At 61.2% G+C, this 22,606-nt stretch carries 25 protein-coding genes; 12 read left to right on the forward strand and 13 right to left on the reverse strand.

Translation table 11 applies throughout. The features are described 5' to 3' along the window. Window positions 1–71: 71 nt before the first annotated feature. The 3 genes from IMX17_RS11785 to IMX17_RS11795 are packed head-to-tail and all read right to left on the reverse strand — an operon-like array spanning window position 72 to window position 2,831. Window positions 72–1,079: an iron ABC transporter permease gene (locus tag IMX17_RS11785; RefSeq protein WP_033652390.1), complete on the reverse strand. Its 1,008-nt coding sequence runs from the start codon at window positions 1,077–1,079 to the stop codon at window positions 72–74. Beyond that, on the reverse strand, window positions 1,076–2,032 hold the full coding sequence (locus IMX17_RS11790) for an ABC transporter substrate-binding protein (RefSeq protein WP_046896850.1): 957 nt from the start codon (window positions 2,030–2,032) through the stop codon (window positions 1,076–1,078). Before IMX17_RS11790 ends, IMX17_RS11785 begins: the two co-directional genes overlap by 4 nt. A gap of 16 nt (window positions 2,033–2,048) precedes the next feature. After that, a complete protein-coding gene (locus IMX17_RS11795) occupies window positions 2,049–2,831 on the reverse strand; it encodes an ABC transporter ATP-binding protein (protein ID WP_227414553.1) in 783 nt (260 codons plus the stop codon). A gap of 546 nt (window positions 2,832–3,377) precedes the next feature. Here IMX17_RS11795 and IMX17_RS11800 point away from each other — a divergent pair. Beyond that, a complete protein-coding gene (locus tag IMX17_RS11800; RefSeq protein ID WP_182264930.1) occupies window positions 3,378–4,229 on the forward strand; it encodes a DMT family transporter in 852 nt (283 codons plus the stop codon). Between the two features lie 62 nt (window positions 4,230–4,291). Here IMX17_RS11800 and IMX17_RS11805 read toward each other — a convergent pair whose 3' ends face one another. Beyond that, window positions 4,292–4,882, reverse strand: a complete 591-nt coding sequence (locus IMX17_RS11805; protein ID WP_019453944.1) for a Yip1 family protein — start codon at window positions 4,880–4,882, stop codon at window positions 4,292–4,294. Between the two features lie 204 nt (window positions 4,883–5,086). On the opposite strand from IMX17_RS11805, the gene IMX17_RS11810 reads away from it, so the two are divergent. From IMX17_RS11810 to IMX17_RS11830, 5 genes are all read left to right on the forward strand, one after another. Beyond that, complete coding sequence (locus tag IMX17_RS11810) at window positions 5,087–5,554, forward strand: acyltransferase (protein ID WP_069100124.1); 468 nt, start codon at window positions 5,087–5,089, stop codon at window positions 5,552–5,554. Then, window positions 5,554–6,096 carry a GNAT family N-acetyltransferase gene (locus tag IMX17_RS11815; protein WP_033652386.1) on the forward strand — a complete coding sequence of 181 codons (543 nt, stop codon included), beginning with the start codon at window positions 5,554–5,556 and terminating at the stop codon, window positions 6,094–6,096. Before IMX17_RS11810 ends, IMX17_RS11815 begins: the two co-directional genes overlap by 1 nt. Window positions 6,097–6,200: 104 nt before the next feature. After that, a complete protein-coding gene (locus tag IMX17_RS11820) occupies window positions 6,201–7,052 on the forward strand; it encodes a DUF1460 domain-containing protein (protein WP_193549801.1) in 852 nt (283 codons plus the stop codon). Window positions 7,053–7,182: 130 nt separating this feature from the next. Then, window positions 7,183–7,995, forward strand: a complete 813-nt coding sequence (locus tag IMX17_RS11825) for a MetQ/NlpA family lipoprotein (RefSeq protein WP_046896846.1) — start codon at window positions 7,183–7,185, stop codon at window positions 7,993–7,995. A gap of 156 nt (window positions 7,996–8,151) precedes the next feature. Beyond that, on the forward strand, window positions 8,152–8,691 hold the full coding sequence (locus tag IMX17_RS11830; RefSeq protein ID WP_182264931.1) for a GNAT family N-acetyltransferase: 540 nt from the start codon (window positions 8,152–8,154) through the stop codon (window positions 8,689–8,691). Between the two features lie 229 nt (window positions 8,692–8,920). Here IMX17_RS11830 and IMX17_RS11835 read toward each other — a convergent pair whose 3' ends face one another. The 3 genes from IMX17_RS11835 to IMX17_RS11845 all read right to left on the reverse strand — a co-directional run bounded on the left by IMX17_RS11835 (window position 8,921) and on the right by IMX17_RS11845 (window position 11,415). Continuing rightward, window positions 8,921–9,841: a DUF808 domain-containing protein gene (locus tag IMX17_RS11835; protein ID WP_182264932.1), complete on the reverse strand. Its 921-nt coding sequence runs from the start codon at window positions 9,839–9,841 to the stop codon at window positions 8,921–8,923. 120 nt (window positions 9,842–9,961) lie between these two features. Continuing rightward, the gene (locus IMX17_RS11840; RefSeq protein ID WP_227414554.1) at window positions 9,962–10,960 is read right to left on the reverse strand and encodes an alpha/beta fold hydrolase; all 999 of its coding nucleotides are present in this window, start codon (window positions 10,958–10,960) and stop codon (window positions 9,962–9,964) included. A 50-nt stretch (window positions 10,961–11,010) separates the two neighbouring features. Continuing rightward, window positions 11,011–11,415: a VOC family protein gene (locus IMX17_RS11845; RefSeq protein ID WP_193549802.1), complete on the reverse strand. Its 405-nt coding sequence runs from the start codon at window positions 11,413–11,415 to the stop codon at window positions 11,011–11,013. A gap of 76 nt (window positions 11,416–11,491) precedes the next feature. Between IMX17_RS11845 and IMX17_RS11850 the strand changes: the two genes are divergently transcribed. Further along, window positions 11,492–11,947, forward strand: a complete 456-nt coding sequence (locus IMX17_RS11850) for a GNAT family N-acetyltransferase (protein WP_046896843.1) — start codon at window positions 11,492–11,494, stop codon at window positions 11,945–11,947. Between the two features lie 34 nt (window positions 11,948–11,981). On the opposite strand, the gene pbpG is transcribed toward IMX17_RS11850, so the two are convergent. From pbpG to IMX17_RS11865, 3 genes are all read right to left on the reverse strand, one after another. Next, entirely contained in the window at window positions 11,982–12,911 is a 930-nt protein-coding gene (gene pbpG, locus IMX17_RS11855; protein ID WP_015377045.1) for a D-alanyl-D-alanine endopeptidase, read from the reverse strand. 151 nt (window positions 12,912–13,062) lie between these two features. Then, a complete protein-coding gene (locus IMX17_RS11860; protein WP_046896842.1) occupies window positions 13,063–14,166 on the reverse strand; it encodes an adenosylhomocysteinase in 1,104 nt (367 codons plus the stop codon). Window positions 14,167–14,211: 45 nt separating this feature from the next. Next, window positions 14,212–15,156, reverse strand: coding sequence for a GlxA family transcriptional regulator (locus tag IMX17_RS11865; RefSeq protein ID WP_193549803.1), 945 nt, complete (start codon window positions 15,154–15,156; stop codon window positions 14,212–14,214). Window positions 15,157–15,247: 91 nt separating this feature from the next. On the opposite strand from IMX17_RS11865, the gene IMX17_RS11870 reads away from it, so the two are divergent. After that, window positions 15,248–15,925 carry a DJ-1/PfpI family protein gene (locus IMX17_RS11870; protein WP_182264935.1) on the forward strand — a complete coding sequence of 226 codons (678 nt, stop codon included), beginning with the start codon at window positions 15,248–15,250 and terminating at the stop codon, window positions 15,923–15,925. Window positions 15,926–15,975: 50 nt separating this feature from the next. Further along, a complete protein-coding gene (locus IMX17_RS11875) occupies window positions 15,976–16,539 on the forward strand; it encodes a DedA family protein (protein WP_015377041.1) in 564 nt (187 codons plus the stop codon). A 16-nt stretch (window positions 16,540–16,555) separates the two neighbouring features. Here the strand turns inward: IMX17_RS11875 and IMX17_RS11880 are convergent, their stop codons facing one another. Further along, entirely contained in the window at window positions 16,556–17,449 is an 894-nt protein-coding gene (locus IMX17_RS11880) for a LysR family transcriptional regulator (RefSeq protein WP_046896839.1), read from the reverse strand. Between the two features lie 112 nt (window positions 17,450–17,561). Here IMX17_RS11880 and IMX17_RS11885 point away from each other — a divergent pair, with 112 nt between their 5' ends. Both IMX17_RS11885 and ansP read left to right on the forward strand, forming a co-directional pair. After that, complete coding sequence (locus tag IMX17_RS11885; protein ID WP_046896838.1) at window positions 17,562–17,999, forward strand: PACE efflux transporter; 438 nt, start codon at window positions 17,562–17,564, stop codon at window positions 17,997–17,999. A 432-nt stretch (window positions 18,000–18,431) separates the two neighbouring features. After that, window positions 18,432–19,898 (forward strand): L-asparagine permease, encoded by a 1,467-nt coding sequence (gene ansP / locus IMX17_RS11890; RefSeq protein WP_033642262.1) that lies wholly within the window; start codon window positions 18,432–18,434, stop codon window positions 19,896–19,898. Between the two features lie 38 nt (window positions 19,899–19,936). Here the strand turns inward: ansP and IMX17_RS11895 are convergent, their stop codons facing one another. Beyond that, window positions 19,937–20,716 carry a 2OG-Fe(II) oxygenase gene (locus IMX17_RS11895; protein ID WP_046686611.1) on the reverse strand — a complete coding sequence of 260 codons (780 nt, stop codon included), beginning with the start codon at window positions 20,714–20,716 and terminating at the stop codon, window positions 19,937–19,939. 117 nt (window positions 20,717–20,833) lie between these two features. On the opposite strand from IMX17_RS11895, the gene IMX17_RS11900 reads away from it, so the two are divergent. Then, window positions 20,834–21,730 carry a LysR substrate-binding domain-containing protein gene (locus IMX17_RS11900; protein WP_182264936.1) on the forward strand — a complete coding sequence of 299 codons (897 nt, stop codon included), beginning with the start codon at window positions 20,834–20,836 and terminating at the stop codon, window positions 21,728–21,730. Window positions 21,731–21,733: 3 nt separating this feature from the next. Here the strand turns inward: IMX17_RS11900 and IMX17_RS11905 are convergent, their stop codons facing one another. Next, on the reverse strand, window positions 21,734–22,585 hold the full coding sequence (locus IMX17_RS11905) for an ATP-grasp fold amidoligase family protein (RefSeq protein ID WP_046896836.1): 852 nt from the start codon (window positions 22,583–22,585) through the stop codon (window positions 21,734–21,736). Window positions 22,586–22,606 lie beyond the last annotated feature (21 nt).

Consider the following 22,606-nt stretch of genomic DNA (forward strand, 5'->3'; position numbering starts at 1 on the left):
GCCGCACGATCGGCCCGCCGCCCACCCGGCGCGGGCCTTCGATAGACGACGTTATCTTCGCAGAATGGCGTTCACCGCTCCGCGCGCAACAGCAAGGAGACGATGAACGCGCCCCCCAGCCCCGCCGTAATGATGCCGATGGGCAGCTCCTGATTGGGGATCAGGCTGCGGCTGAGCATGTCGCCGCCGGTCAGCAGCATCGCCCCCAGCAGGCCGCACATCGGCACGGACAAGCGGTGGCGCACGCCCACCAGGCGCCGGGCCAGATAAGGCACCATCAGCCCGACAAAACCGATCACCCCCGTCAGCGAAACGAGAAACGCCGTAGACAATGCGCAGCACAGAAAGGTCTCGGTGCGCAGGCGCGCCACGTTGACGCCCATCGAATGGGCGGTTTGCTCGCCCGCCAGCAGCGCGTCCAGCGCCCGCCAACGCAGCGCCGTAAACCCGGCCAACAGTGCGAAACTCACCAGCGGAATGAACAGATTATCCCAACGCGCCAACCCCAGGCCGCCCAGCGACCAGAACAACACTGAACCGGCCGCCCGCTGATCGCCGGAAAAGACCAGATAGCTGGTGAGCGCGCTGAACAAAAATGAGACCGCCAGGCCGCAGACGATAAGCTGCTCGGCGCGCCTGACCCGGCTGACGCGAAACAGGATCATCACCGCCAACGCGGACAGAATGCCGCCGACGAAAGCGGACAGCGGCAACGTCAGCGCCCCCAGCGCATCGCCGAAGCGCGTGATGACCAGCACCGCGCCGGCGGCGGCGCCGGAGGAAAGCCCAAACAAAAATGGATCGGCCAGCTCATTGCGGGTGGTGGTCTGCAGCAGCGCGCCGGTCATCGCCAGCCCGGCGCCGGTCAACGCCGCCAACAAGGCCCGAGGTACGCGCAGTTGCACGACGATAGTGTCCAGCATGCCGGAAAGCGGCGCCGAACCTATCCCTAACGCCGCCAACGCCTGCCGCCATGACAGCGCGACGCTGCCCAATTGCAGGCTCCAGACCATTAATCCGCACAACGTCAACAGCGCCAGCGGCGCGAGCACCATAAACCGCCGTGTCGGCGAGTTCATTCAGCCTCCGGCGCGTACAGCGCCCGCGCCAGCTTTTCCACCGCGCCGATGTTGGCCGGCCCCGGCGTCAGCTCCGCATACTGCAGTTTCAGATAACGATGGTGCCGTACCGCAGGCGTCAACTTCATTAACGGATGAGACTCGAGGAAACGCCGCAGCGACTCGGCGCCTGACCCGGTCTGGTAATCCAGCAGAATGATGAAGTCGGGTTCCGCCGCCGCCACCGCCTCCCAGGATGCCGTCGTCCAACTCGCCGCCAAACCATCCATCACGTTGCGGCCGCCCGCCGCTTCGACGATCGCCGTCGGCATGGCGTATTTACCGCTGGTAAAAGGCTTCTCTTCTCCCGAGTCATACACGAACACCTTGAGCGGCGCCTGACCCGCCGGTCTGGCGGGCAGCGCAGCTAACCGGCGGCGCCAGCCCTCAATCAGCGCGGCGGCCTCTCGCTGCTTGCCGAAAATCTTGCCGAGCTTCAGCTCATCGTCATACAGCAGGTTCATATCGGCCTTCTGCGGCCGGCCGCCGGCCTGTACGCAGCTCTCGCTCAGCACCAGCGTTTTGATGCCGAACGGCGCGAGCGTCTCCGGCGTGACGTCGCCGCCGATCTTCATGCCGTAATTCCAGCCGGCGAAGAAAAAGTCCGGCTGCGCCGCCAGCAACGTTTCCAGGGCGGGATACTTCGGCGCCAGTTCGGGAATGGCGCCTATCGCCGTCTTGAAGTCAGGCGTCAATTTGTACCAGCCGGTGATGCCGGTCAGCCCGACGATCCGATCCTGCAGATGAAGCGCAAAAGCCATCTCGGCCATATTGATGTCGTTGATGACGGCGCGCTGCGGCGCCTGATTGAAGGTGATCGGCGTACCGCAGCTTTCTACGGTGACGGGAAATTTTTCGGCCGCTGCCGCTCCGCCGGCCAACAGCAGGAGCAAGGGGAGTACGCGTATGTTCATGTTTTTCTCTGGTTTATCAAGCGCAATGGGGAACTTCAAAAATACGCAGCGTTTTCCCGCTGACGGGATGCGCCACGCTGAAACTGTGCATGCCGAACACCGGCAGAATTACCGGGGTTTGCAACACCGCCGCGGGCGAGCCACAGGCCACCTGGCGGCTTTCGTTGAGCACCAGGATCCGATCGGCGAACGCCTCCGCCACGGGCAGGTCATGCAGCACCGCAATCACGGCGATGGCTTTATGTTTTACTAACGACAGCAGCGCCGAACGCCCGGGGGGATCGAGGTGATTGGTCGGCTCATCCAACAACAACAGGTCGGGAGTCTGCGCCAACGCCCGGGCCAACGCAGCGCGCTGACGCTGGCCGCCCGAGAGCCGCCCCAACGGGTGGTGCCTGAGCGGCGCCAGACCGGTTTCCCCGATAGTCTCGTCAACGATGCGTTTTCCCGCCGCGGGCCGTTCGCCATGCGGCAAACGCCCTAACGCCACATAGTCCTCCAGCGACAGCCGCAAATCCGGCAGATCGTTTTGCGCCAGAAAGGCGATGCTTCTGGCGCGTTCCGCCGCCGACAAGCCGGACAAAGCGCGCCCGCGCCAGTAAATCTCACCGCTGTCCGGACGCGTTTCGCCGATCAGCGTGCGCAACAGGCTGGATTTTCCGCTGCCGTTAGGACCGATCACCGCCAGCTTCTCACCGGCGCGCAGCGTGAAATGGATGTTGTCGAGTATCGAGGCCCCGCCGTGGCCGGTCAGGCTAACCTCATCAACATGGAGGATGTCGTGAGCTGAATTCATCATGCGTTAATTGTTATATTATAACATATCAATGTTTTTATCACGATTGCGCGCCCTCTGCAAAAACGAATCGTAAAGTCTCTTGCCGCACGCATGACGGGAAACGGCGGCGGGGAGCCTACCCCCTTGCGCCTCGCGCTGGCGTTAAAACTGCGTTTTTGCAGCAACATAGCACACCTTTAATTTAATGATAATGATTTTCATTATCATCTGTACTTCTGTGATTTTCGGTTGCGCGCCCCGCTGAACTTGGCTATGTTTGAAGCGATTGGTTTCATTCACGGTTTTCAGGAACTCACATGACCTACCTGGCGCACAGCACAGATCCGACAAACGCGACCGTTCCGGCCGTCGTTTTGCTGTGTGCTTCCTCCGCTCCACCCGCCGTTTTCTCTGTCGTTTCCGCGGTTGCCGCTTACCCGCCACGCATTGTGGTCGTGCGCTAAGCCACACCGACTTTTTACCTCCGGCTTATGTTGATTTGTTGCGTTCAGGCGTAGACCGCCGCGCGCGCCGGAGCCTGTAATTTTCACGACAGGTGAAATTGATATGCGATTACCTTCTCTCTGGGCCAATGCCGGCCTGGCTACTCTGTTCGTCCTGCTTTGGAGCAGCGGCGCGATCTTCTCCCGTTGGGGGTTGGAGCACGCCTCCGCCTTCGCTTTTCTGTTCTTCCGCTGCGCCATCGCGCTGGCGGTGCTGTTGGCCATCGGCCTGTGGCGGTGCCAGTGCCTGCCCGCCGCCGGCACCCGCCGGCGCGTCGCGTTGATCGGCGTGCTGATGATCGGCAGCTATCAGATCTGCTATCTGCTGGCCCTCGAACGGGGCATTACCCCTGGCGTGCTGGCCACGCTGCTTGGCGTGCAGCCGATCCTGACCCAGTTCATTACCGAACGGCGCTGCGCCGGGCTGCGCGCGCTCGGGTTGGCGCTGGCGTTGGCGGGGCTGACGCTGGTGGTGTACCAAAGCCTGATGGTGGCCCATTTCTCGCTGAGCGGCATGCTGTTCGCCTTTATCGCCTTGGGCTGCATGACCGCCGGCACCCTGCTGCAAAAGGGCATGACGCAGCCGCCGCTGGCGGTGTTGCCGCTGCAGTATGCCGTCGGGCTGTTGATGTGTGCGTTGGCGCTGCCGTTTGAGCCGCTGCGGGTCGAATGGCGGCCTGAGTTCGTGCTGCCGCTGCTGTGGATGGCGGTGGTGATCTCGGTGCTGGCGACGTTCTTGCTGTATCGGCTGATCCAGCGCGGCAACCTGGTGCAGGTGACCAGCCTGTTCTACCTGATCCCGGCGGTCACCGCCCTGCTGGATTATCTGCTGCTCGGCCACGCGCTGGCCGCGCTGAGCCTGCTGGGCATGGCGGGCATCGTGCTCGGCGTGATGCTGGTTTTCCGCCGCGCATAGCCTAAAAACAAAAGCCCCCGCGCCGTTCCACCGGCGCGGGGGCGATAACAACAACCGTTAACTCAGAACAACCAGGAACCGTACCCCCACAGCAGCACCGTCACCCCAAGCAGCAGCTCAAGCAACAGAATGCCGATGGCGAAGGTCGAGCTGGAGAAGATGAACCCTTCCTTACTGTCGATATTCAGGAAGTGTGGGATCCCCAGATTCAGCAGATAGCCCGAATAGCACAGGCCGATAATGCCGACAAACAGACACAGCCAGACGACCGGATAAAGCGCCACTACCCCGCTGAGGAACATCGGGGTCGCCACGTAGCCGGCGAACACCATGCAGCGGTGCAGGCTTGGGCGCGATTCATAACGCCGCGCCATCCAGTGAATGACTTTCCCCATGGCTGCTACGCCTGCCAGCATCAGCAGGTAGAACGCCACGGCGGTATAAAACGCGGTAAACATGTCGAGCCTGATGGCATGTCCCTCGCCGGAGAGCCAGCCCAACTGGGTGGTGCCGATAAAGGCGCAGACCACCGGGATTGCTGCCAAGAGCAACACGTGATGGGTGTATAGGTGCGAGACGCTTTCATTCTCGCTTTTGATCTGTTCGAACTCGGCGCTGGGATGCGCCAGAAGTCCCCAAACATGACTGACCATGAGACACCTCCTATCTCGCCGTAGGCCGCGATCGGCGAACGAATTTCACACCTCTGACGGACAGCTACCCGTGCGAGGATTGCGGCCACGGGGCTCTCTCCCCTGTACTAATTATAGTCTTTTGGCGAAAAAACGTGCGGAAAGCGAAAGGCGCGGCGCTTTCTCTTATACTCTCCCCATTAAACCCAGGCTGTGAGGAAGGTTATGTCATCCGCTATCATTACCCGCCAGGCGGGGATCGTCGACGTCGACGCCGGGCGCAACGTCACCGTGGTAGAACCCTGCAATCTTTACGGCTGCCGGCTCGGCGACGATGTCTTCGTCGGCCCGTTCGTCGAGATCCAGCGCCACGTCAGCATCGGCGCGCGCAGTAAAATTCAGTCGCACAGCTTTATCTGCGAATACGTTACCCTCGGCGAAGCGTGCTTTGTCGGCCACGGCGTCACCTTCGCCAACGATCTGTTTCGGGACGGCGCGCCCAACGCCGATCCGGCCAGCTGGGGGCGCACCTGCATCGGCGATCGGGTGTCCATCGGTTCCGGTGCCACGATCCTGGCGGTGACGATCTGCAGCGACGCGGTGATCGGCGCCGGGGCGGTCGTGACCCGCGACATCACCCGCAAGGGGATCTACGCCGGCAACCCGGCGCGTCTGCTGCGGGAGCTGCCGTAATGAACCCGGCCATCCGCATCGCAGCCATTGAGACGTTGCCCGACGATTATCTGGCCCGCGGCGATTTCAGCTTCACCATCGCCTGTTACGCCCTGCCGCAGTTCGACAGCCCGGTGGACAGCTGGCCAACCCGCCCGGTGGCGCCGTTTCGCAAACGCTATCCCCTGGCGCCGTTCGCCAACGAAGACAGCGTGACCTTCCTGGCTTATCGCCAGAACGACGCCGTTGGCCACATCACGCTGAGCAAAAACTGGAACGGCTACACCCTGATCGACGAGATCGCCGTCAGCGCTGACGCGCGCCGCCAAGGCATCGCCGGGGCGCTGCTGGACTGCGCCAAACAGTGGGCGCGGCAGCAGGAAACCTCAGGTATGATGCTCGAAACGCAGAACAACAACCTGGCGGCCTGCCGCTGCTACCAGCACTATGGATTTATCCTCGGCGGCATCGATCGCTTGCTGTACCGCGCCGAACCGGAGATCGCCGATCACGAAATCGCGCTGTTCTGGTATTTGCCGTTCAATAGCGAAATCGGTTACTGATTTATCGATTCCCATTGAGGTTATGTTTACTTTTTAACCCCTACCATCGGATGAGAACTGTTATCACTTACTCTGATAAACCAGCGACACCCATGGAGGGCCGTATGAACAAGAACAAGGCTGTTTTACTGATGTTAGCTATCGCCATGAGCGGATGCGCCGATCGCCCCACCGCCGTCCCCCCCGCAACGCCGCCGACCGACGCCGCCGTTTCGCCGCCGAACCTGCAACCGCAGATGGATGACAGCACCCGCAGCAAGCTGCGTGAGATCCTCGCACTGCGCGCCGGTTGGCCCGCCGCGCAGCCGCATGGCCGCACCGTCGATTTGATTTCGCGCGAATTCCTCGGCACGCCCTATCTCGCCAACCGCCTGATCGGTTCGCAGAGCACGCCCGAGCAGTTGGTGATCGACTTCCGCGGGCTGGATTGCTTCACCTACATCGATTATGTCGAAGCGCTCAGCACCGCCCGCAACGAAGCCGAGTTCGTTCAGCGCCTGGTGGACATCCGCTATGTCGACGGCAAAATCGCCTTCCCGCAGCGCAAACACTTCTTCACCGACTGGGCGCAGCGGCCGAAAAAAGTGGCCGAAGACATCACCGCCCAGCTCAGCCCGCACGCCGTCAGCCTCGTGAAAAACCTCAATCAGAAAGCCGACGGCGGCAGCTACCTGCCCGGCTTGCCCGTCGTGCAGCGCAGCGTGACCTACATTCCCAGCGATCGCGTCGACGACAAGGTACTGGCCCAGCTGCGCACCGGCGACTACATCGGCATTTACACCAACCTCGCCGGGCTGGACGTGACCCATACCGGCATCTTCGTCATGACCGACAACGGCCCGGTGCTGCGCAACGCCTCATCGCGCAAGGCCAACATGCAGGTCGTCGATTCGCCCTTTATGGATTACGTGATGGCCACGCCGGGCATCGTGGTGCTGCGTTCACTCAGCCGATAATCCCCCATCGCATAACGGCTATAAGCTATAGCCGTTTATGCTGAACGAGCGTTTGACTTCATCGGCGGTTCAGGCTTAGCTGTAAGAACAAAAACCAACTGATTTTATTGTTCTTTTCAGGGAGAGTTCGATGACCTTACGCTGGCGTATCACCCCTCTGGCGGCGGCCTTCGCCGCCGTATTGGCACTTCAGGGCTGCGATCAAAAAATCGACCAAAACCATATCAAAGTCGGCGTCATCAACGGCGCGGAACAGGACGTGGCGGAAGTCGCCAGGCAGGTGGCGAAAGAGAAATACGGGCTGGACGTCGAGCTGGTCGGTTTCAGCGGCTCGCTGCTGCCGAACGACGCCACCGACAAGGGCGAACTGGACGCCAACGTGTTCCAGCACCGCCCGTTCCTCGAACAGCAAAACAAAGATCACGGCTATAAGCTGGTAGCGGTCGGCAATACCTTTGTCTTCCCGATGGCCGGCTACTCCAAAAAGATAAAATCGCTGAAAGAGCTGCCGGACGGCGCGGTGATCGCCATTCCGCTCGATCCGACCAACCTGGGGCGCGCCCTGCTGCTGCTGGAAAAAACCGGGCTGATTAGCCTGAAGCCTGGCAAAGGGCTGCTGCCTACCGCACTGGATATCAGCGCCAACCCGCATCATTACCAGATCATGGAGCTGGAAGGCGCGCAGTTGCCGCATGTGCTGGACGATCCGAAGGTCACCGTCGCCGTCATCAGCACCACCTACATCAACCAAACCGGCCTGTCGCCGACCAAAGACGGCATCTTCATCGAAGATAAAGACTCGCCGTACACCAACATCATCGTCACGCGCGAAGACAACAAGGACGCGCCGAACGTGCAGAACTTCATCAAGGCCTATGAATCGGATGAAGTGGCCAAAGCCGCCGAAAAAATCTTCAACGGCGGCGCGGTGAAAGGCTGGTAATGCCAGGCAAACCGCCTCAGGGGCTCTCCCCAAAGAGCCCCTTCCCGCTCATCATCGCCTTTTCTTATCTCACCATAAGAAAACCCGATTTACCCCGACGGCGGGCGGCGCGCATAATGCGGTTTATCCGCTGATTTTCAAGGTGAACGACCCGCCATGACGCTCTCCGCCCCCGTACTCAGCCTTCTTGACGCCACGCCGGACGATATGGCCGCCGTGCTGCGTATTTACACCCACCACGTGCTGACAGGCGCGGCCTCGTTTGAAGAACAGCCGCCGACGCTGGCGGAAATGCAGCTGCGCCTGAGCAAGGTGCGGGAGGCCGGGCTGCCCTGGCTGGTGGCGAAAAGCGCAGGCGCCATTGTGGGTTACTGTTATGCCACACCTTATCGCCCCCGGCCGGCTTACCGCTTTACCGTGGAAGACTCGGTGTACATCGCCGAAGGGCAGCAGGGTAAAGGCATCGGCAGAGCGCTTCTGAGCGCCTTGATCGCCCGCTGCGAACAAGGCCCCTGGCGCCAGATGCTGGCGATCGTCGGCGATTCCGCCGCCAACCGCGGCTCATTGGCCTTGCATCAGTCACTCGGCTTCACCAGTGCAGGGACGTTAAAAGCGGTGGGGTTCAAGCTGGGGGAATGGCGCGACACGCAGATTATGCAGCGCGCGCTGGGCGCGGGCGACAAGCGGCGCCCGTGAAGGCATGACGACGCACGATAGAGAGATAGCGTCTATAGTGAAGAATGATTTCATTAAGTTAGCGCCAATCGCGCCCCACCTTTAACCGGTAAGGAAGAAGCCAATGAAAATTATTCTGTGGATTGTCGCCATCATCTTCATCGTGGGTTTGTTGACGATTACCGGCGTTCTCAAACTGATCTTTTAATTCGTCTGATACGTCCCGCCCCTCCCGGGGCGAGACTTTTCATCAAGCCTTGAAACGCGCACGCACGGCGCCCAGCGCCGACACCACCGCCAGCACCACGCCGCCGGCCACCAGCCCGAACGCCACGTTCAACAGCGCCGGGATCACCCCCTGCAAAAGGTGGCCAAACGTCGGCACCACAGTGGTGTACGAGGCCCAGTCTTCGAACAGATGATGCACCGGCGGCAAACCGTGGGTCAGAATACCGCCACCGACCATAAACATGGCGACAGTGCCGACGATCGACAGCGTTTTCATCAAATAAGGCGCGGCGCGCACGATGCCGCCGCCGAGGGAGCGCGCCACCGCGCTGCGTTTGCGGCTCAGATACAGCCCCAGATCGTCCAGGCGGACGATGCCGGCGACAATGCCGTACACACCGAGCGTCATCACGACGGCGATGCCGCACAAGACGATCACCTGCTGGCTGAAGGTGGCGCCGGCGACCGTGCCCAAGGTGATGGCGATAATCTCGGCGGACAGCACAAAATCGGTGCGTATCGCCCCCTTCACCTTGCGTTTTTCATAGGCCGCGGCGTCCTCATTGGCGCCGGGCCCGTCCGATTTTTCCTCCTGCGCCGCCTTGCCGGGCTTCAGGCTGTGGAACACCTTTTCGAACCCTTCGTAACACAGGTAGGCGCCGCCCACCATCAGCAGCGGCGTAATCGCCCAGGGCGCGAAGGCGCTGATCAAGAGCGCCAACGGCACCAGGATCGCCTTGTTGATCAGCGAGCCTTTGGCGACGCTCCACACCACCGGCAGCTCGCGGTCGGCTTTAACGCCGGTGACCTGCTGCGCATTGAGCGCCAGATCGTCCCCCAGCACCCCGGCGGTTTTTTTCGCCGCCATCTTGCTCATTAAAGAGACATCGTCGAGCAATGAGGCGATGTCGTCGATGAGAGTGAGTAAGCTACTTCCTGCCAAAATGATTCATCCTTTTACATTCACATTTATTATTTGTTTAGCATAGCGGTTAAGCGCCATGCAGGGATATAGGATGAGAGAGGAAAACGCCAGGCCAGCAATGGCCGCCCCGCGCCGACGTTAAGCCCCCTCGCCCGCCAGCCCCTCACCGGATCCGGTAGCGGCCGCACGCGAGATATGTTGAAGGACAAGGCGATGGGCATCAAATACGCACGATAAATGCGTGCTGCCTTCAAGCAAACCAAAGGCGGTTTGGGCGTTGCCATGCTGTTCGACGAAGCGCTGCATCGCTTGCGCATTGAACAACTCATCCTGCGCTGCCGCCAGCAGCAAGGTCGGTAATCGCAGCGCCGCCAGTTGCCTGGCCGGGGCGCGAGGCGTCAACGCGTTAGCCATATTGACGCTGTATTGGCAGACAAAATCGGGGTCAGCGGCCAGCACAGCCGGGGGAAAATTCAGGCTGACCGCCCGAACGTGCCCAAACCAGCGCCCGCCGCTGAGCGCATTGGCGACAAACGGCCATTGACGCACCTGCGCAAAACGGGCCGTCGCCGCCAGATCGCGGGCCATCCCGGAAAATGGCCCCAGCTCGGGCGCCAGCATGATCAGGCTGTCCGCCTGCTGTTCGCCAGAGTAACGGGTCAAGTAGTTGAGCAACATCCCGGCGCCGCTCGAATGGCCCAGCAGATTCCTGCGCGCCAACGGAAACCGGCGGCGCATTTCCGCCAGGATGACATCGACATCGCGCCAAATACGCTCAGGCCGCTCAACCGTCCCCCGCTCTCCCGTGGAATCGCCATGTCCGCGGATATCCACCAGGCACACCGCGAGCGTTGGCTCGGCGGCCAGCTGGCGCGCAAGAACGTCATACCCGGCGGCGCTGTTCACCCCGCCGCCGTGATACACCACCATCACGTCTTCACTCGCGGCAGTTTGCCGATACAGGCGATAGCTCAATCCCTCAACGCGACCGGACGACATCTCCACATGCCCGCCCGGCCACTCGCCGTAAGACTTCGCTTGCTCAACATAGCGGTCAAAATCAATCAAAGCGCACCTTTCCATGATGTTGTCGGTATTTCCCACGGCAGAGAGCCCTGCCGCCATGGCGATAAGCATATGAAACAACAGTAGGCACGACCATCCCTTTTGCACGCCGCGCGCTAAGCTCAGGGCAGATCGCCCGCCGGCACATTGAGCTGCCAGGAGAGGCCGAAACGATCGTTGAGCCAACCGAAACGGGCGCTGAAGCCGTAGTCATCGAGCGGCATCAGCACCTTGCCGCCCTCCGCCAGACGCTGGAACGTCCGCTCCAACGCTTCTTCGTTAGGCAGGTTGATGAACAGCGACACCGCCGGGGTAAAGCTGAAGTCATGGCTGATCGGGCTATCGGTAAACACCAGGTTCTGCCGATCAAAATCGATGGACGCATGCTTGATCAACCGCCGGCCGTCCGGCGTCGGATCGTAATGCTGCACCTGCATGAGCCGAAAACGCTCAAACACCTGGTTGTAGAGATCGATCGCCCGCTGCGCCTCTCCCTGGAACATGACAAAGGTCGAAACCTGACTCATAACATCCCCTCCGGCAAACGTTGTGGTATTAATGGAGGATAGCGGATTACCGTTGAAGCGGCGGAAAGGAGCAACCATGAGCATCATTCATCGCCTGGCGCAGCCGGACGATCTCAACGGCCTGTTAGCCTTGTATCGCGAGCTGCGCCCGCAGGACGCGCCGCTGCGCACCGACGATGCGCGCCGTACCCTGCAACGCCTGTTGGACGATCCGGCGATCCGTCTGGTGGTGGCGGCGAAAGAAGAATACCCGATAGCCACCTGCATGCTGGCGCTGATCCCGGGGCTGGCGCACCAGGCGCAGCCGTTCGGCGTCATCGAGCATGTGGTGACGGCGGAGCCCTACCGCGGCCACGGCGTGGCGCTCGCCATGATCGAATACGCGCTGCAGCTGGCCTGGCGCAAGGGCTGTTATAAGGTGATGCTGCTGTCGGGGCAGCAACGCACCGGCGCGCACCAGCTTTATCTCAAAGCGGGTTTCGACGGCGATCGCGAGCGGGGATTTGTCATCAGACGGCCCGAGGGCCGATAGCGGCCCGCCGCAAACGGGCGGACCGCCAGGCGGGTTATTCGCTGTCGTTCTTCGCCAGACGGGCGTCTTTTTGGCGGCGATAGTCACGCGCGGCGGCCGGGATCGGCGTCACCTTGCCGGTTTCAATCCAGCTGCGCAGACGGTTGGCGTCGGCGAAGTGGGTATATTTGCCAAAAGCGTCCAGCACCACCAGCGACACCGAGCGGTTGCCGATCATGGTGCGCATCGCCAGGCAGTGGCCCGCCTGGTTGGTAAAGCCGGTCTTGGTCAGCTGAATGTTCCATTTCGGGTTGTACACCAGGTGGTTGGTGTTGCGGAACGGCAGCGTGTAGTTGGGATCCTTGAAGCTGGCCATGCGTTCGGTGGTGGTGCTGAGCTGGCCGATCAACGGATATTGCTTGGTGGCGATCAGCAGTTTGGTCAGATCGCGCGCCGTCGACACGTTATGAATAGAGAGCCCGGTCGGTTCCACATAATGGGTATTGGTCATGCCGAGCGCCCTGGCTTTGGCGTTCATCGCTTTGATGAAGGCGTTGTAGCCCCCCGGATAGTGGTGCGCCAGGCTGGCGGCCGCGCGGTTTTCCGACGACATCAGCGCCAGCAGCAGCATATCCTTGCGGCTGATTTCGCTGTTCAGCCGCACCCGTGAATACACCCCTTTCATCTCCGGCGTCTGGTGGATGTCCACCGACAGCATCTCGTCGAGCGGCAGGTGCGCGTCCAACGTGACCATGGCGGTCATCAGCTTGGTGATCGAGGCGATCGGCACCACTTCATCCGGGTTGCGCGCGTACATCACCTTATGGGTTTGCATATCGACGACCATCGCGCTGCCGGAGGCCAGCTCAGGCTGGGTGGCGTGCAGGGCGGCAGCGTTGTCGCTGGCCAGCGCGCGCGGCGCAAAGCCTGCGCCCGCCTGCAAAGCGAGCAGGGTCAGAACCAAAACACGTATTTTCACAGGCATTACTCTGAAATGGGGGCTTGAACTCAGCGAATTATATGTGAGGGTTCAGCGCTTGGCACTGGGATTGTATGGCGGATTTGTGACAAATTCTGTCGGCCGAAAAACGGCACAGCCCGCGGGCGCTCTGGGATGAACGCCCGCGGGGAAAAAGTTACAGTGCCGGCTGCCACGCCGACTGCGGCAACAGGTACAGCCCCGGCGTTTGCCGCGCTCCCGCGCCGACAATATGGCCGATGCCGGCCGCCATCACCGCCAGCGTCACGTCGAAGGCGTTAAGGCTGTCGCCATAGCCGGCGGTCAGGTTGAACATCGAGCCGTTGGCCAGCAAATAGACCGTCTTTTCATTCAGTTGGTAAGCATTCACATAAGGCATCGGCTCGTGGTGCGGCAGGCCCTTGAGGAAGCTGACATCGATCTCTTCGGCCACGTGGCCGACGTTGAGGATAAATACGCCGTCCTGCGCCTGTTGCAGATGCTGCGCCGAGAGCACGTTTTTCGCGCCGGTCGCGGTGGCGATAACGTCCGCCTGCGCGACCGCGTTCGCCAGATCCACCACCTGCCAGCCGTCATAGCGCGCCTGCAGCGCACGCGCCGGATCGATTTCCGCCACCATCACCTGGCCGCCGTAGGCTCTGGCCGCGGCCGCCGTGCCCTGCCCGACCAGGCCGTAACCGATCACCAGCACGCGCTTCTCGTGCAGCGTCAAATGGGTGGTCTGGAAGAAGGTATGCCAGGCGGTCAGCCCAACCATGTGCCGGTTATGCAATCCTTCTTTCACCGGCAGATCGTCCCAGTTGAAGATCGGGTAACGCGGCGCCACGCCGTTCAACCGGCTGATGCCTGACCCGGTGGCCTCCAGCCCGGCGACGATCTGCGGGCCGTTCGGCGATTGGTGCAGACGGGTGGTCAGATCCGCTCCCATTTCGCACAGGTGAGTCGGCCGCCAGGCCAGCGCGCGATCGAAAGATTCCGACCATTCGCCGGCGCTCATATCGCGCCAGGCGTAAGCCTGCGCGCCCCGCCGTTCCAGCCAGGCCACCACGTCGTTCTGTACCGTGGTGGGATTGCAGGTGGTCAGAAAGATCGCCGCGCCCTTGTCCAGCAGGCCGGCCACCAGCGGCGCCATTTTCAGATCCAGGTGCATATTGCACGCCAGCCGCACCCCGTGCAGGTCCGGCAACGCCGCCACCGCCGCCCGGGTGCGCGGCATATGGCGCATCGCCCAGCTCAATTCGCTCTCAAAATCCTGATACATCCGTTGCTCCTCTGATGCGCCCCGCCGCCAGGCGTGGCAAAAAAGTTATCCCGCGCGGCCAAGCCGGCGGATCGCCTGCGGCGACAGGCCAAATACGCGGATAAACGCCCGCCTCATGCGTTCCGGATCGCTGAACCCCACCGAGCGGGCGATCGCTTCCAGCGGTTCGGCGCTCTCTTCAATACGCCCTCTGGCCGCCTCCACCCGCAGCTGCTCGATCACCTTGGCCGGCGTCTGCCCGGTTTCGGCGCGGAACAGCCGGCCGAATTGCCGCTCGCTCAGGCAGGCGGCGTCGGCCAGATCCGCCACCGACAGCGGCAGATGCAAATGCTCGCGCGCGTACGACAGCGCGGTGCGCATGCGATCCGATGACGGATTCAGCGCCAGCAGCAGCGAGTACTGCGACTGCCCGCCGGGGCGACGGTGATAGACCACCAGCTGCCGCGCCACGGCCGCCGCCAGGGTGGCGCCCAGATCGTCTTCGATCAGCGCCAACGCCAGATCGATGCCGGCGCTGATGCCGGCCGAGGTCCAGATATCCCCGTCGCGAATGAAGATGCGGTTGCTGTCGACGCGAATGCGCGGGTAGTTCTGCTGCAGCCGCGCCGCATGATACCAGTGAGTGGTGGCGCGCTTGCCGTCCAGCAGCCCGCAGGCCGCCAGAATAAACGCGCCGGTACATACGCTGGCGATGCGCCGCGCTCGTCGGCTTTGCTTGGCCAGGAACGCCGCCAGCGCCGGTGACTGCGCCGCCATCACGTTGCCGCTGCCGCCAGCGACGACAAGGGTATCGAAATGCTCGTCGACGCACGGCTGCGTGGCGATTTCCACCCCGGCCGAGCTGGCGACCATGCCGCCCTGCGGCGAGATCGCCACACAGCGGTAGGCCGGCGGGTCGGTGAACTGGCTGACGTTATCGAACGCCGCCAGCGGCCCGGCAATGTCCAGCAGGTTAAAACCGGGAAAAACCACAAAACCGATCGTTTTCATGATGGCGCTTTTTGAGGGTTATCTGTCATATCAGCCAAAAACAGGGCGGCTATTATGACCCAGGTCCAACGATAAAAATGAGGCGAATATCATGTCTGAATCATTAGTGATTGTATTTCCCATCTATCAAGGCGTCACCCAGCTCGACTTCACGGGCCCCTTGCAGTTCCTGCGCCGCATGCCGGGCGCGGAAATCATCGTCGCCTCGGTAGACGGCGCGGATGTCGAGTCTGAAGGCTTGCACTTCACCCAGCTGCGCCCGCTGCCGGAGATCGCGCGCTGCGACGTGCTGTGCGTGCCGGGCGGCAGCGGCTGCACCCAGGCACTGCAGGATCAGGCGTTCATGCAGCAGATCCGTCGGCTGGGCGCCGATGCCCGCTACCTGACCTCGGTATGCACCGGTTCGCTGATCCTGGCCGCCGCCGGTCTGCTGCAAGGCAAACGCGCCGCCTGCCACTGGTCGATGCGCGACAGCCTGCAGCTGTTCGGCGCCGTGCCGAGCTCAGCGCGCGTGGAGCGCGACGGCAATGTGATCAGCGGCGGCGGCGTCACCGCCGGCATCGATTTCGCGCTGGCGCTGATCGCCGAACTGCACGGCGAAGAGACCGCCCAAATGATCCAGCTCTATCTGGAATACGCCCCGGCGCCGCCGTTCGAGGGCGGCACGCCGGAATTGGCCCCGCCGCACATTTACGCCAAGGTACAGGCGCAGATGGCGGAGAGCCTGCAGCGGCGCAGAGCGTTGGTGGCCCAGATCGCCCAAGGTTAGCAATCGGGCGTATACTTGCCCTTATGCGTCAGCCACATAAGGAGTAAGGAATGACCGATTTAGCCCACTATATTACGGACTACGGTTACTGGGCGTTGTTTATCGGCTGCCTGGCGGAAGGGGAAACCATCACGCTGCTGGGCGGCATCGCCGCCCATGAAGGGCTGCTGCACTGGCCGTGGGTGATCGCAGTGGTGGCGCTGGGCGGCATGATGGGAGACCAGCTGTTGTACTTCGCCGGCCGCCGGTTTGAAGGCCGCGTCATCTCGCGGCTCAAGGGACAGGAAAAGCGCATCGCGCGCGCCAGAAGGCTGATCGCCCGCCACCCGATGCTGTTCGTTATTGGGGTGCGTTTCATGTACGGTTTCCGCATCATCGGCCCGGTGTTGATCGGCGCCAGCCGCCTGCCGCCCTCGCGCTTCGTGCCGCTTAACATCCTCGGCGCCATTTTATGGGCGACGATCTTCGTCATGCTCGGTTATTTTGGCGGCCAGGCGATCGAACGCTTCGTTACCGGCTTCGACAAAAAGCTCTCCAGCCTGCTGTTTGTCGCGCTGGCGATCGCCGCCATCCTGCTGGTGCGTTTCTGGTGGCGTAAACGCCACCCAGAGTAAGCAAACGCAGCGGGCGTCAGCTTTCCTGCGGCGCCTCGCGCATCAGCGCGACCAGTTCGCGCGCCGCCTTGTCCAGCGGGCGATTCTTAAGCCAGATCAAATGCATCGGCAAGCGCAGCTCGTTCTTGGTGTTTTTGAATTTCAGCCGCACCAACCGCCCCTGCGCCAGCAGCGGCTCGGCCAACGACAGCGGAAAATTGCCCCACCCCAGGCCTGCTTCCACCATGTTCAGCGCCATCGGCAGGCTGTCGGTGCGCCAGTAAGCCTCCGCCACCTGGGGACGCAGATCGCCGATCGGCAGATCGCGACTGGCCACCATGATCTGCCGCACGTTGACCAGATCCTCGAGAAACAGCTCGCCCGCCGCGCCGTCCAGCGCCGGGTGCTGCGGCGACAGCATCGCCACCAGTGACTCCGCGCCCACGAAGTGGAACTGTTCCGCGCTGTTGACGTTCAGCCCGCCGAACGCCAGACAAACGCCGATGCGCCCCTCGTGCAGCATGTGCAACACGTCGTCCTGCGGCGCGCTGAGCACTTCGATGTTCAGCAGCGGATAACGTCGCGACAGCGTTTTCACCGCTGCCAGCAGGCCGGCGCCGTTGATATCCGACGCCACGCCGATCGAAAGCCGGCTCTCCAGCCCCTGGGACAGTTCGATGGCGTGCACCTGCAGCTGCTTGAGCTGCCCGGCGATCAGGCGGGCGTGCGGCGCCAGGGCCAACGCCAGCGCGGTCGGCGTCGGTTCACGGTGAGAACGGTCGAACAAGGCGAAACCGAGCTCCGCCTCCATGTTGGCGATGGCCATGCTGACGGCGGAGGGCACGCGCCGCAGCGCGCGGGCGGCGGCGGAAAACGAGCCGCGATCGAGCACCGCCAAAAACAGTTCGATGTTGTCGCTGGAAAAATTCATTGTTCAACCTGTCAGATTAACTGACAACTCCTGACTTTTTCTATCAATGTGATTGACGTTATCTTAGCCGCCGTCGCCACAGAGGCAACTAAAAACAGATCGGGAGAAAACGATGCAAGGCGTCAAACGCAAACTGGTGTATGTCACCGCTTATGAAATCATCGGCATGGCGATCTCGGCGCTGGGGCTGGCGCTGCTGTCGGGCCATGCGCCAAGCAGCACCGGGCCGCTGGCGGTGGTGATCACCACCATCGCGGTAAGCTGGAACTTTATTTACAACTATTTATTCGAGTGGTGGGAAAGCCGCCAGGCGTCGCGCACCCGCACGCTCAAACGCCGCATTTTGCACGCCGTCGGCTTTCAGCTGACGCTGGTGGTGTATCTGATCCCGCTGATCGCCTGGTGGATGGGCATCACGCTGTGGCAGGCGCTGCTGCTGGATATGGCGTTGATCGTCATCATTCCTTGTTATACCTTCGTGTTCAATTGGGCATTCGACAAGCTGTTCGGCCTGCCCGCATCGGCCCTGCCGGCCGGCGAATCGGCCTAAGACCCGTTACGCGCCCACCGACCCGCTGCTGATGCCATTTTCTGCGCGGGTCGCCATTTCCTTTCCCCTTATTTCTCACCGCGAAATATAAGAACAACACCCTGTAATTTGCACGGTAATTATTATTTTGTGATTTTAATCACTTTTTATTCCTCGAGATTTCCGTCTTGATAAAACATCACATCTTTTTGAATAATATATCCTTTTATATTTGGATTAAAAAATAAACACACTTGTTCACGTTTTATGCGCAGTATTTTTTGCCACCATTACGGAGAAAAGGTAGCATGCTTCGCCGTTATTTTAATGATGGCTGTATACACAATAAACAGCGGAATGATGCCACGACCTCATTCTCATGACGATTGGTCATAGCAATCGTTTGCTCTCGGTAAGAGCAGGGTTAACATAGACAGGTAAACAGGACGGATAATGCACTCACAAAAACAGTCTGCGGATGAAAAACACGCCGCCAGAAGACGCTGGCTAGACTCTCATGAATCCGGTTATCACAAAAGCATGGGCAACCGGCAAATCCAAATGATCGCCATCGGCGGCTCCATCGGCACCGGCTTGTTCCTCGGTACCGGCGGCCGTCTCGAACTGGCCGGGCCGGCGCTGGCGCTAGTCTATCTGGTGTGCGGGATCTTCTCTTTCTTCATCCTGCGCGCGCTGGGCGAACTGGTGCTGCATCGCCCTTCCAGCGGCAGCTTCGTTTCTTACGCTCGCGAATTCCTCGGTGAAAAAGCCTCTTACGTCGCCGGTTGGATGTATTTCCTCAACTGGGCGATGACCGGCATCGTCGACATCACCGCCGTGGCGCTGTACATGCACTATTGGGGCACCTTCGCCGACGTGCCGCAGTGGCTGTTCGCCCTCGGCGCGCTCGGCATCGTCGCCACCATGAACATGATCGGCGTGAAGTGGTTCGCCGAGATGGAGTTCTGGTTCGCGCTGATCAAGGTCGCCGCCATCGCGCTGTTCCTGATTGTCGGCGTCGTCTTCCTCGGCACCGGCACGCCGGTGGCCGGCCACACCACCGGCATGCACCTGATCACGGAAAACGGCGGCATGTTCCCGCACGGCCTGCTGCCAGCGCTGGTGCTGGTGCAAGGGGTGATCTTCGCCTTCGCCGGCATCGAGCTTATCGGCACCGCCGCCGGCGAGTGTAAAGATCCGGCCAAAATGATGCCTAAAGCGATCAATAGCGTGATCTGGCGTATCGGTCTGTTCTACGTCGGCTCCGTGGTGCTGCTGGTGCTGCTGCTGCCGTGGAACGCCTATCAGGCCGGCCAAAGCCCGTTCGTCACCTTCTTCAGCAAGCTGGGCGTGCCTTACATCGGCACCATCATGAACATCGTGGTGTTGACCGCCGCGCTGTCCAGCCTCAACTCCGGCCTCTACTCCACCGGCCGCATCCTGCGTTCGCTGGCGATGGGCGGCTCCGCGCCGAAGCTGATGGCCAAAATGAGCAGCCAGCAGGTGCCTTACGCCGGCATCCTGGTCACCTGCGGCATCTACGTGATCGGCGTGGTGCTCAACTACCTGGTGCCGTCGCAGGTGTTCGAGATCGTGCTGAACATCGCCTCGCTGGGCATCATCGCCTCCTGGGCGTTTATCATCGTTTGCCAGATGCGCCTGCGCAAAGCCGTGCGCGAAGGCCGTGCTCAGCCGGTGTCGTTCAGAATGCCGGGCGCGCCGTTCACTTCGTGGCTGACGCTGGCGTTCCTGCTGATCGTGGTGGTGATGATGGCTTTCGACTACCCGAACGGCACCTGGACCATCGCCACCATTCCGGTGTTGGCGGTGCTGCTGACGCTGGGCTGGTTCGGCCTGCGCAAACGCGCGCAGGAAGTGAAGCTGGAACAGCAGGCTCACGAAGAGCAGAACCCGCACTGAATCGACAAACCGCCCTCCGGGGCGGTTTTTTTTATCCGCTATAACCGCCCGTAGAACGTCATTCTGGCGCTTTCCGACAGCATCACGTCCGGCTGCGCATTGTAGGCCAGCACCACCAGCATGCGCGTGGTGTCGCCTTCGGTCGGCGTCACCCGGTGCATGGCGTTGCGCCCGCGAAACAGCACCAAATCCCCCTCCTCCATCGCCAGCTGTTTGACCGCCCGCTCGCCGTCCAGCACCTGCGTGACCCCGGCATAGTTCATCTCGCCGCGATCGGCGTCGCGCAGGTTCTCCACGTATTCGAAGCGCCCGCCCGCCTGCGGTTTCTGGATCAGGAGCGTGATGGCGAACGAGGAGTTGTCAAAATGCCAGCCCAGCTCCTGGCCGGTGTGGGCGTAATGCAGGTTGATCGACGACAGCCGATCGGCGTAGGGATAGAGCTGCGCCTCATCCAACACCGCGCACAGGAACGCGCGAAACGCCGGAGCGTCGTACAACGCGCGCAGCGGCGACTGCGGCGGAATATCCTCGTCGGTAATGCAGCCCTTGGACGACACCACCAGCCGGTTGCGCGCATGGTCGGCCGGCAGCGCGTCGTCCTGTGGCCGTAGATACACGTTGTGTTTGCTGGTGGCGTAAAACGCCGCATGGTGCTGTTCGGCACCCTCCAGCCGCACCGTCGCCAGCGCGGCTTCGCGCAGAAATCCCGGCAGTACCAGCGCGCCGGCGCGCGCCAGCGTTTGCCGGCAGCGGACGCGGAACGCGGCGTCGTCGATGGGATGAGCGGACAGATCGATAATATCGGCAAGTTGCGGCATGACGTTCCCCTCGTGTGCGAAAGCCGGATGCCTCCCACTGTAGCGAATGCCGCATTGCCGCCATAACAAAAATACGTTATGGATAAGCTAACGAATTCTTAGCGATAAGCCCTGCTCATGCACTCACCGTCCCGTGCGCGCTTGCCCAAGCTGAGCGCCATTCTGGCGTTCGAAACCGCCGCTCGCACCGGCAGCCTGGCCCGTGCGGCGGATGCGCTGGCGCTGACCGCCGCCGCCGTCAGCCAACAGATCCGCCAGCTCGAACAACATCTGGGCATCACGCTGTTCATTCGCGCCAAAAGCGGCGTCACGCTGACCGAACAGGGCGCGGACTACCTGGCCTATGTGCAAGAGGCGTTTGAAACGCTGCGCGTGGCGCAGCAACACGTCGAACGCCAGCGCGGCAAACAGGCGCTGACGGTGTTCGCCCTGCCGGCGCTGGCGTCTAAATGGCTGAATCCGGCGCTGGGCGACTGGCTGGCGCAGTGCCCCGACGGCGATCTGCGGCTGCACGCGACCCATGCGGCGGTCGATTTCGCCCATTCGGCGGCGGATTTCGCGCTGTGCTTCGGCGATCAGGATTACCCGCTGCTGGAAAAAGTGCAGCTGTTTCAGGATCGGGTGCAGCCGGTATGCAGCCCGGCGCTGCGCGATCGCGGCGACTGGACGCAACTGCCGCTGCTCCACGTCGATTGGGGCAAGGAGAGCCAGTTTCTGCCGGGCTGGCACGAATGGTTCACCGCCGCCGATCGGCCGCCGCCGCCGCGCCGCGGGCTGACCTATAACCTGACCTCGCTGGCCATCGACGCCGCCGTGCAAGGACGCGGGGTGCTGCTCGGCCAGCGGCGGCTGATCGCCCGTGAACTGGCGGAAGGCCGGCTGGTCACCCTGGCTGAACCGGCGCTGCCACTCAGCAAGCCCTACTACGTAGTTTACCCGCCGCGCACGCTGGAAAAACCCGGCGCTGCGGCGTTTTTGGGCTGGCTGCGGGAACTGGCTCAACGCTCGACATAGCGTTCAGGTTTTGGCCATCAGCTCGCCCAGCAGCAGGTTCGTGGCGCGCGGTTGGTACACTTCATTGCCTGCACCGGGGGTAAGCGTCAGCTCGCCGATATAGAGCCTGTCTTGCGTCAGGTAGAAATCGACCCGGCAGTAGTCCAGATCGGCGGCAACGGCTTGGGCGACCTCAATCATCTCATCCCAAAAGTCAGGCTTCGCGTGCAACGTATTGATCTGGGGAATATCTTTCTGGGTAAAAAAGCAGTGATGCGCATGGCGGTCCAAAAACTCCAGCGACGTCGGCTCCGGGCCGCCCCGCAGCAACTCCACGAACAGATAAGGCTGGCTGCCGTTAAAAACATGCACTTTATAGTCGATCAATTCACCGTCGCGTTCGATGTCCAACAGATTTTCAACCACAATTTGCAGTGGGATCTTCGCATAGTGCTTCTCACGAAAGCGCTTCCAATACGTTATTTTTGACCATTTCTTGAGAGTGCTTGCAATCTCATCATAACTCACTCGCGCTTTATCTCTGACAATCTTAACTTGCTGTGAGGCGTTATTTGTTTTGATAACAAAAGATTGAGGCAACGACAAATAGTCTTGCTCAGTGAAGTTCTCCGTTATCATGATGACCGGCGTTAGGTATTTTTCCGAAACGCGACTGGAGATATAATCCCTCACCGCCACCTTATCCGCCAACAGGCTGAACTCTTCGCGCGGGTAGCGCATTCTATGATAAATCCTTTCAGAAAAACTTTTAGGATTCAAAAAGTTGACAAAGCTTCCGTGAACAAAATAATGCGACAGCTGATAATAAATAAAGTCAGGCGAAACCTTATAGAGGTATTTTACGAATTTTCTCATTCCGTTGATTCATCCATTAAT

This window comes from Serratia sp. X3 (assembly GCF_014982455.1).
Taxonomy (GTDB): Bacteria; Pseudomonadota; Gammaproteobacteria; order Enterobacterales; family Enterobacteriaceae; genus Serratia; species Serratia ureilytica.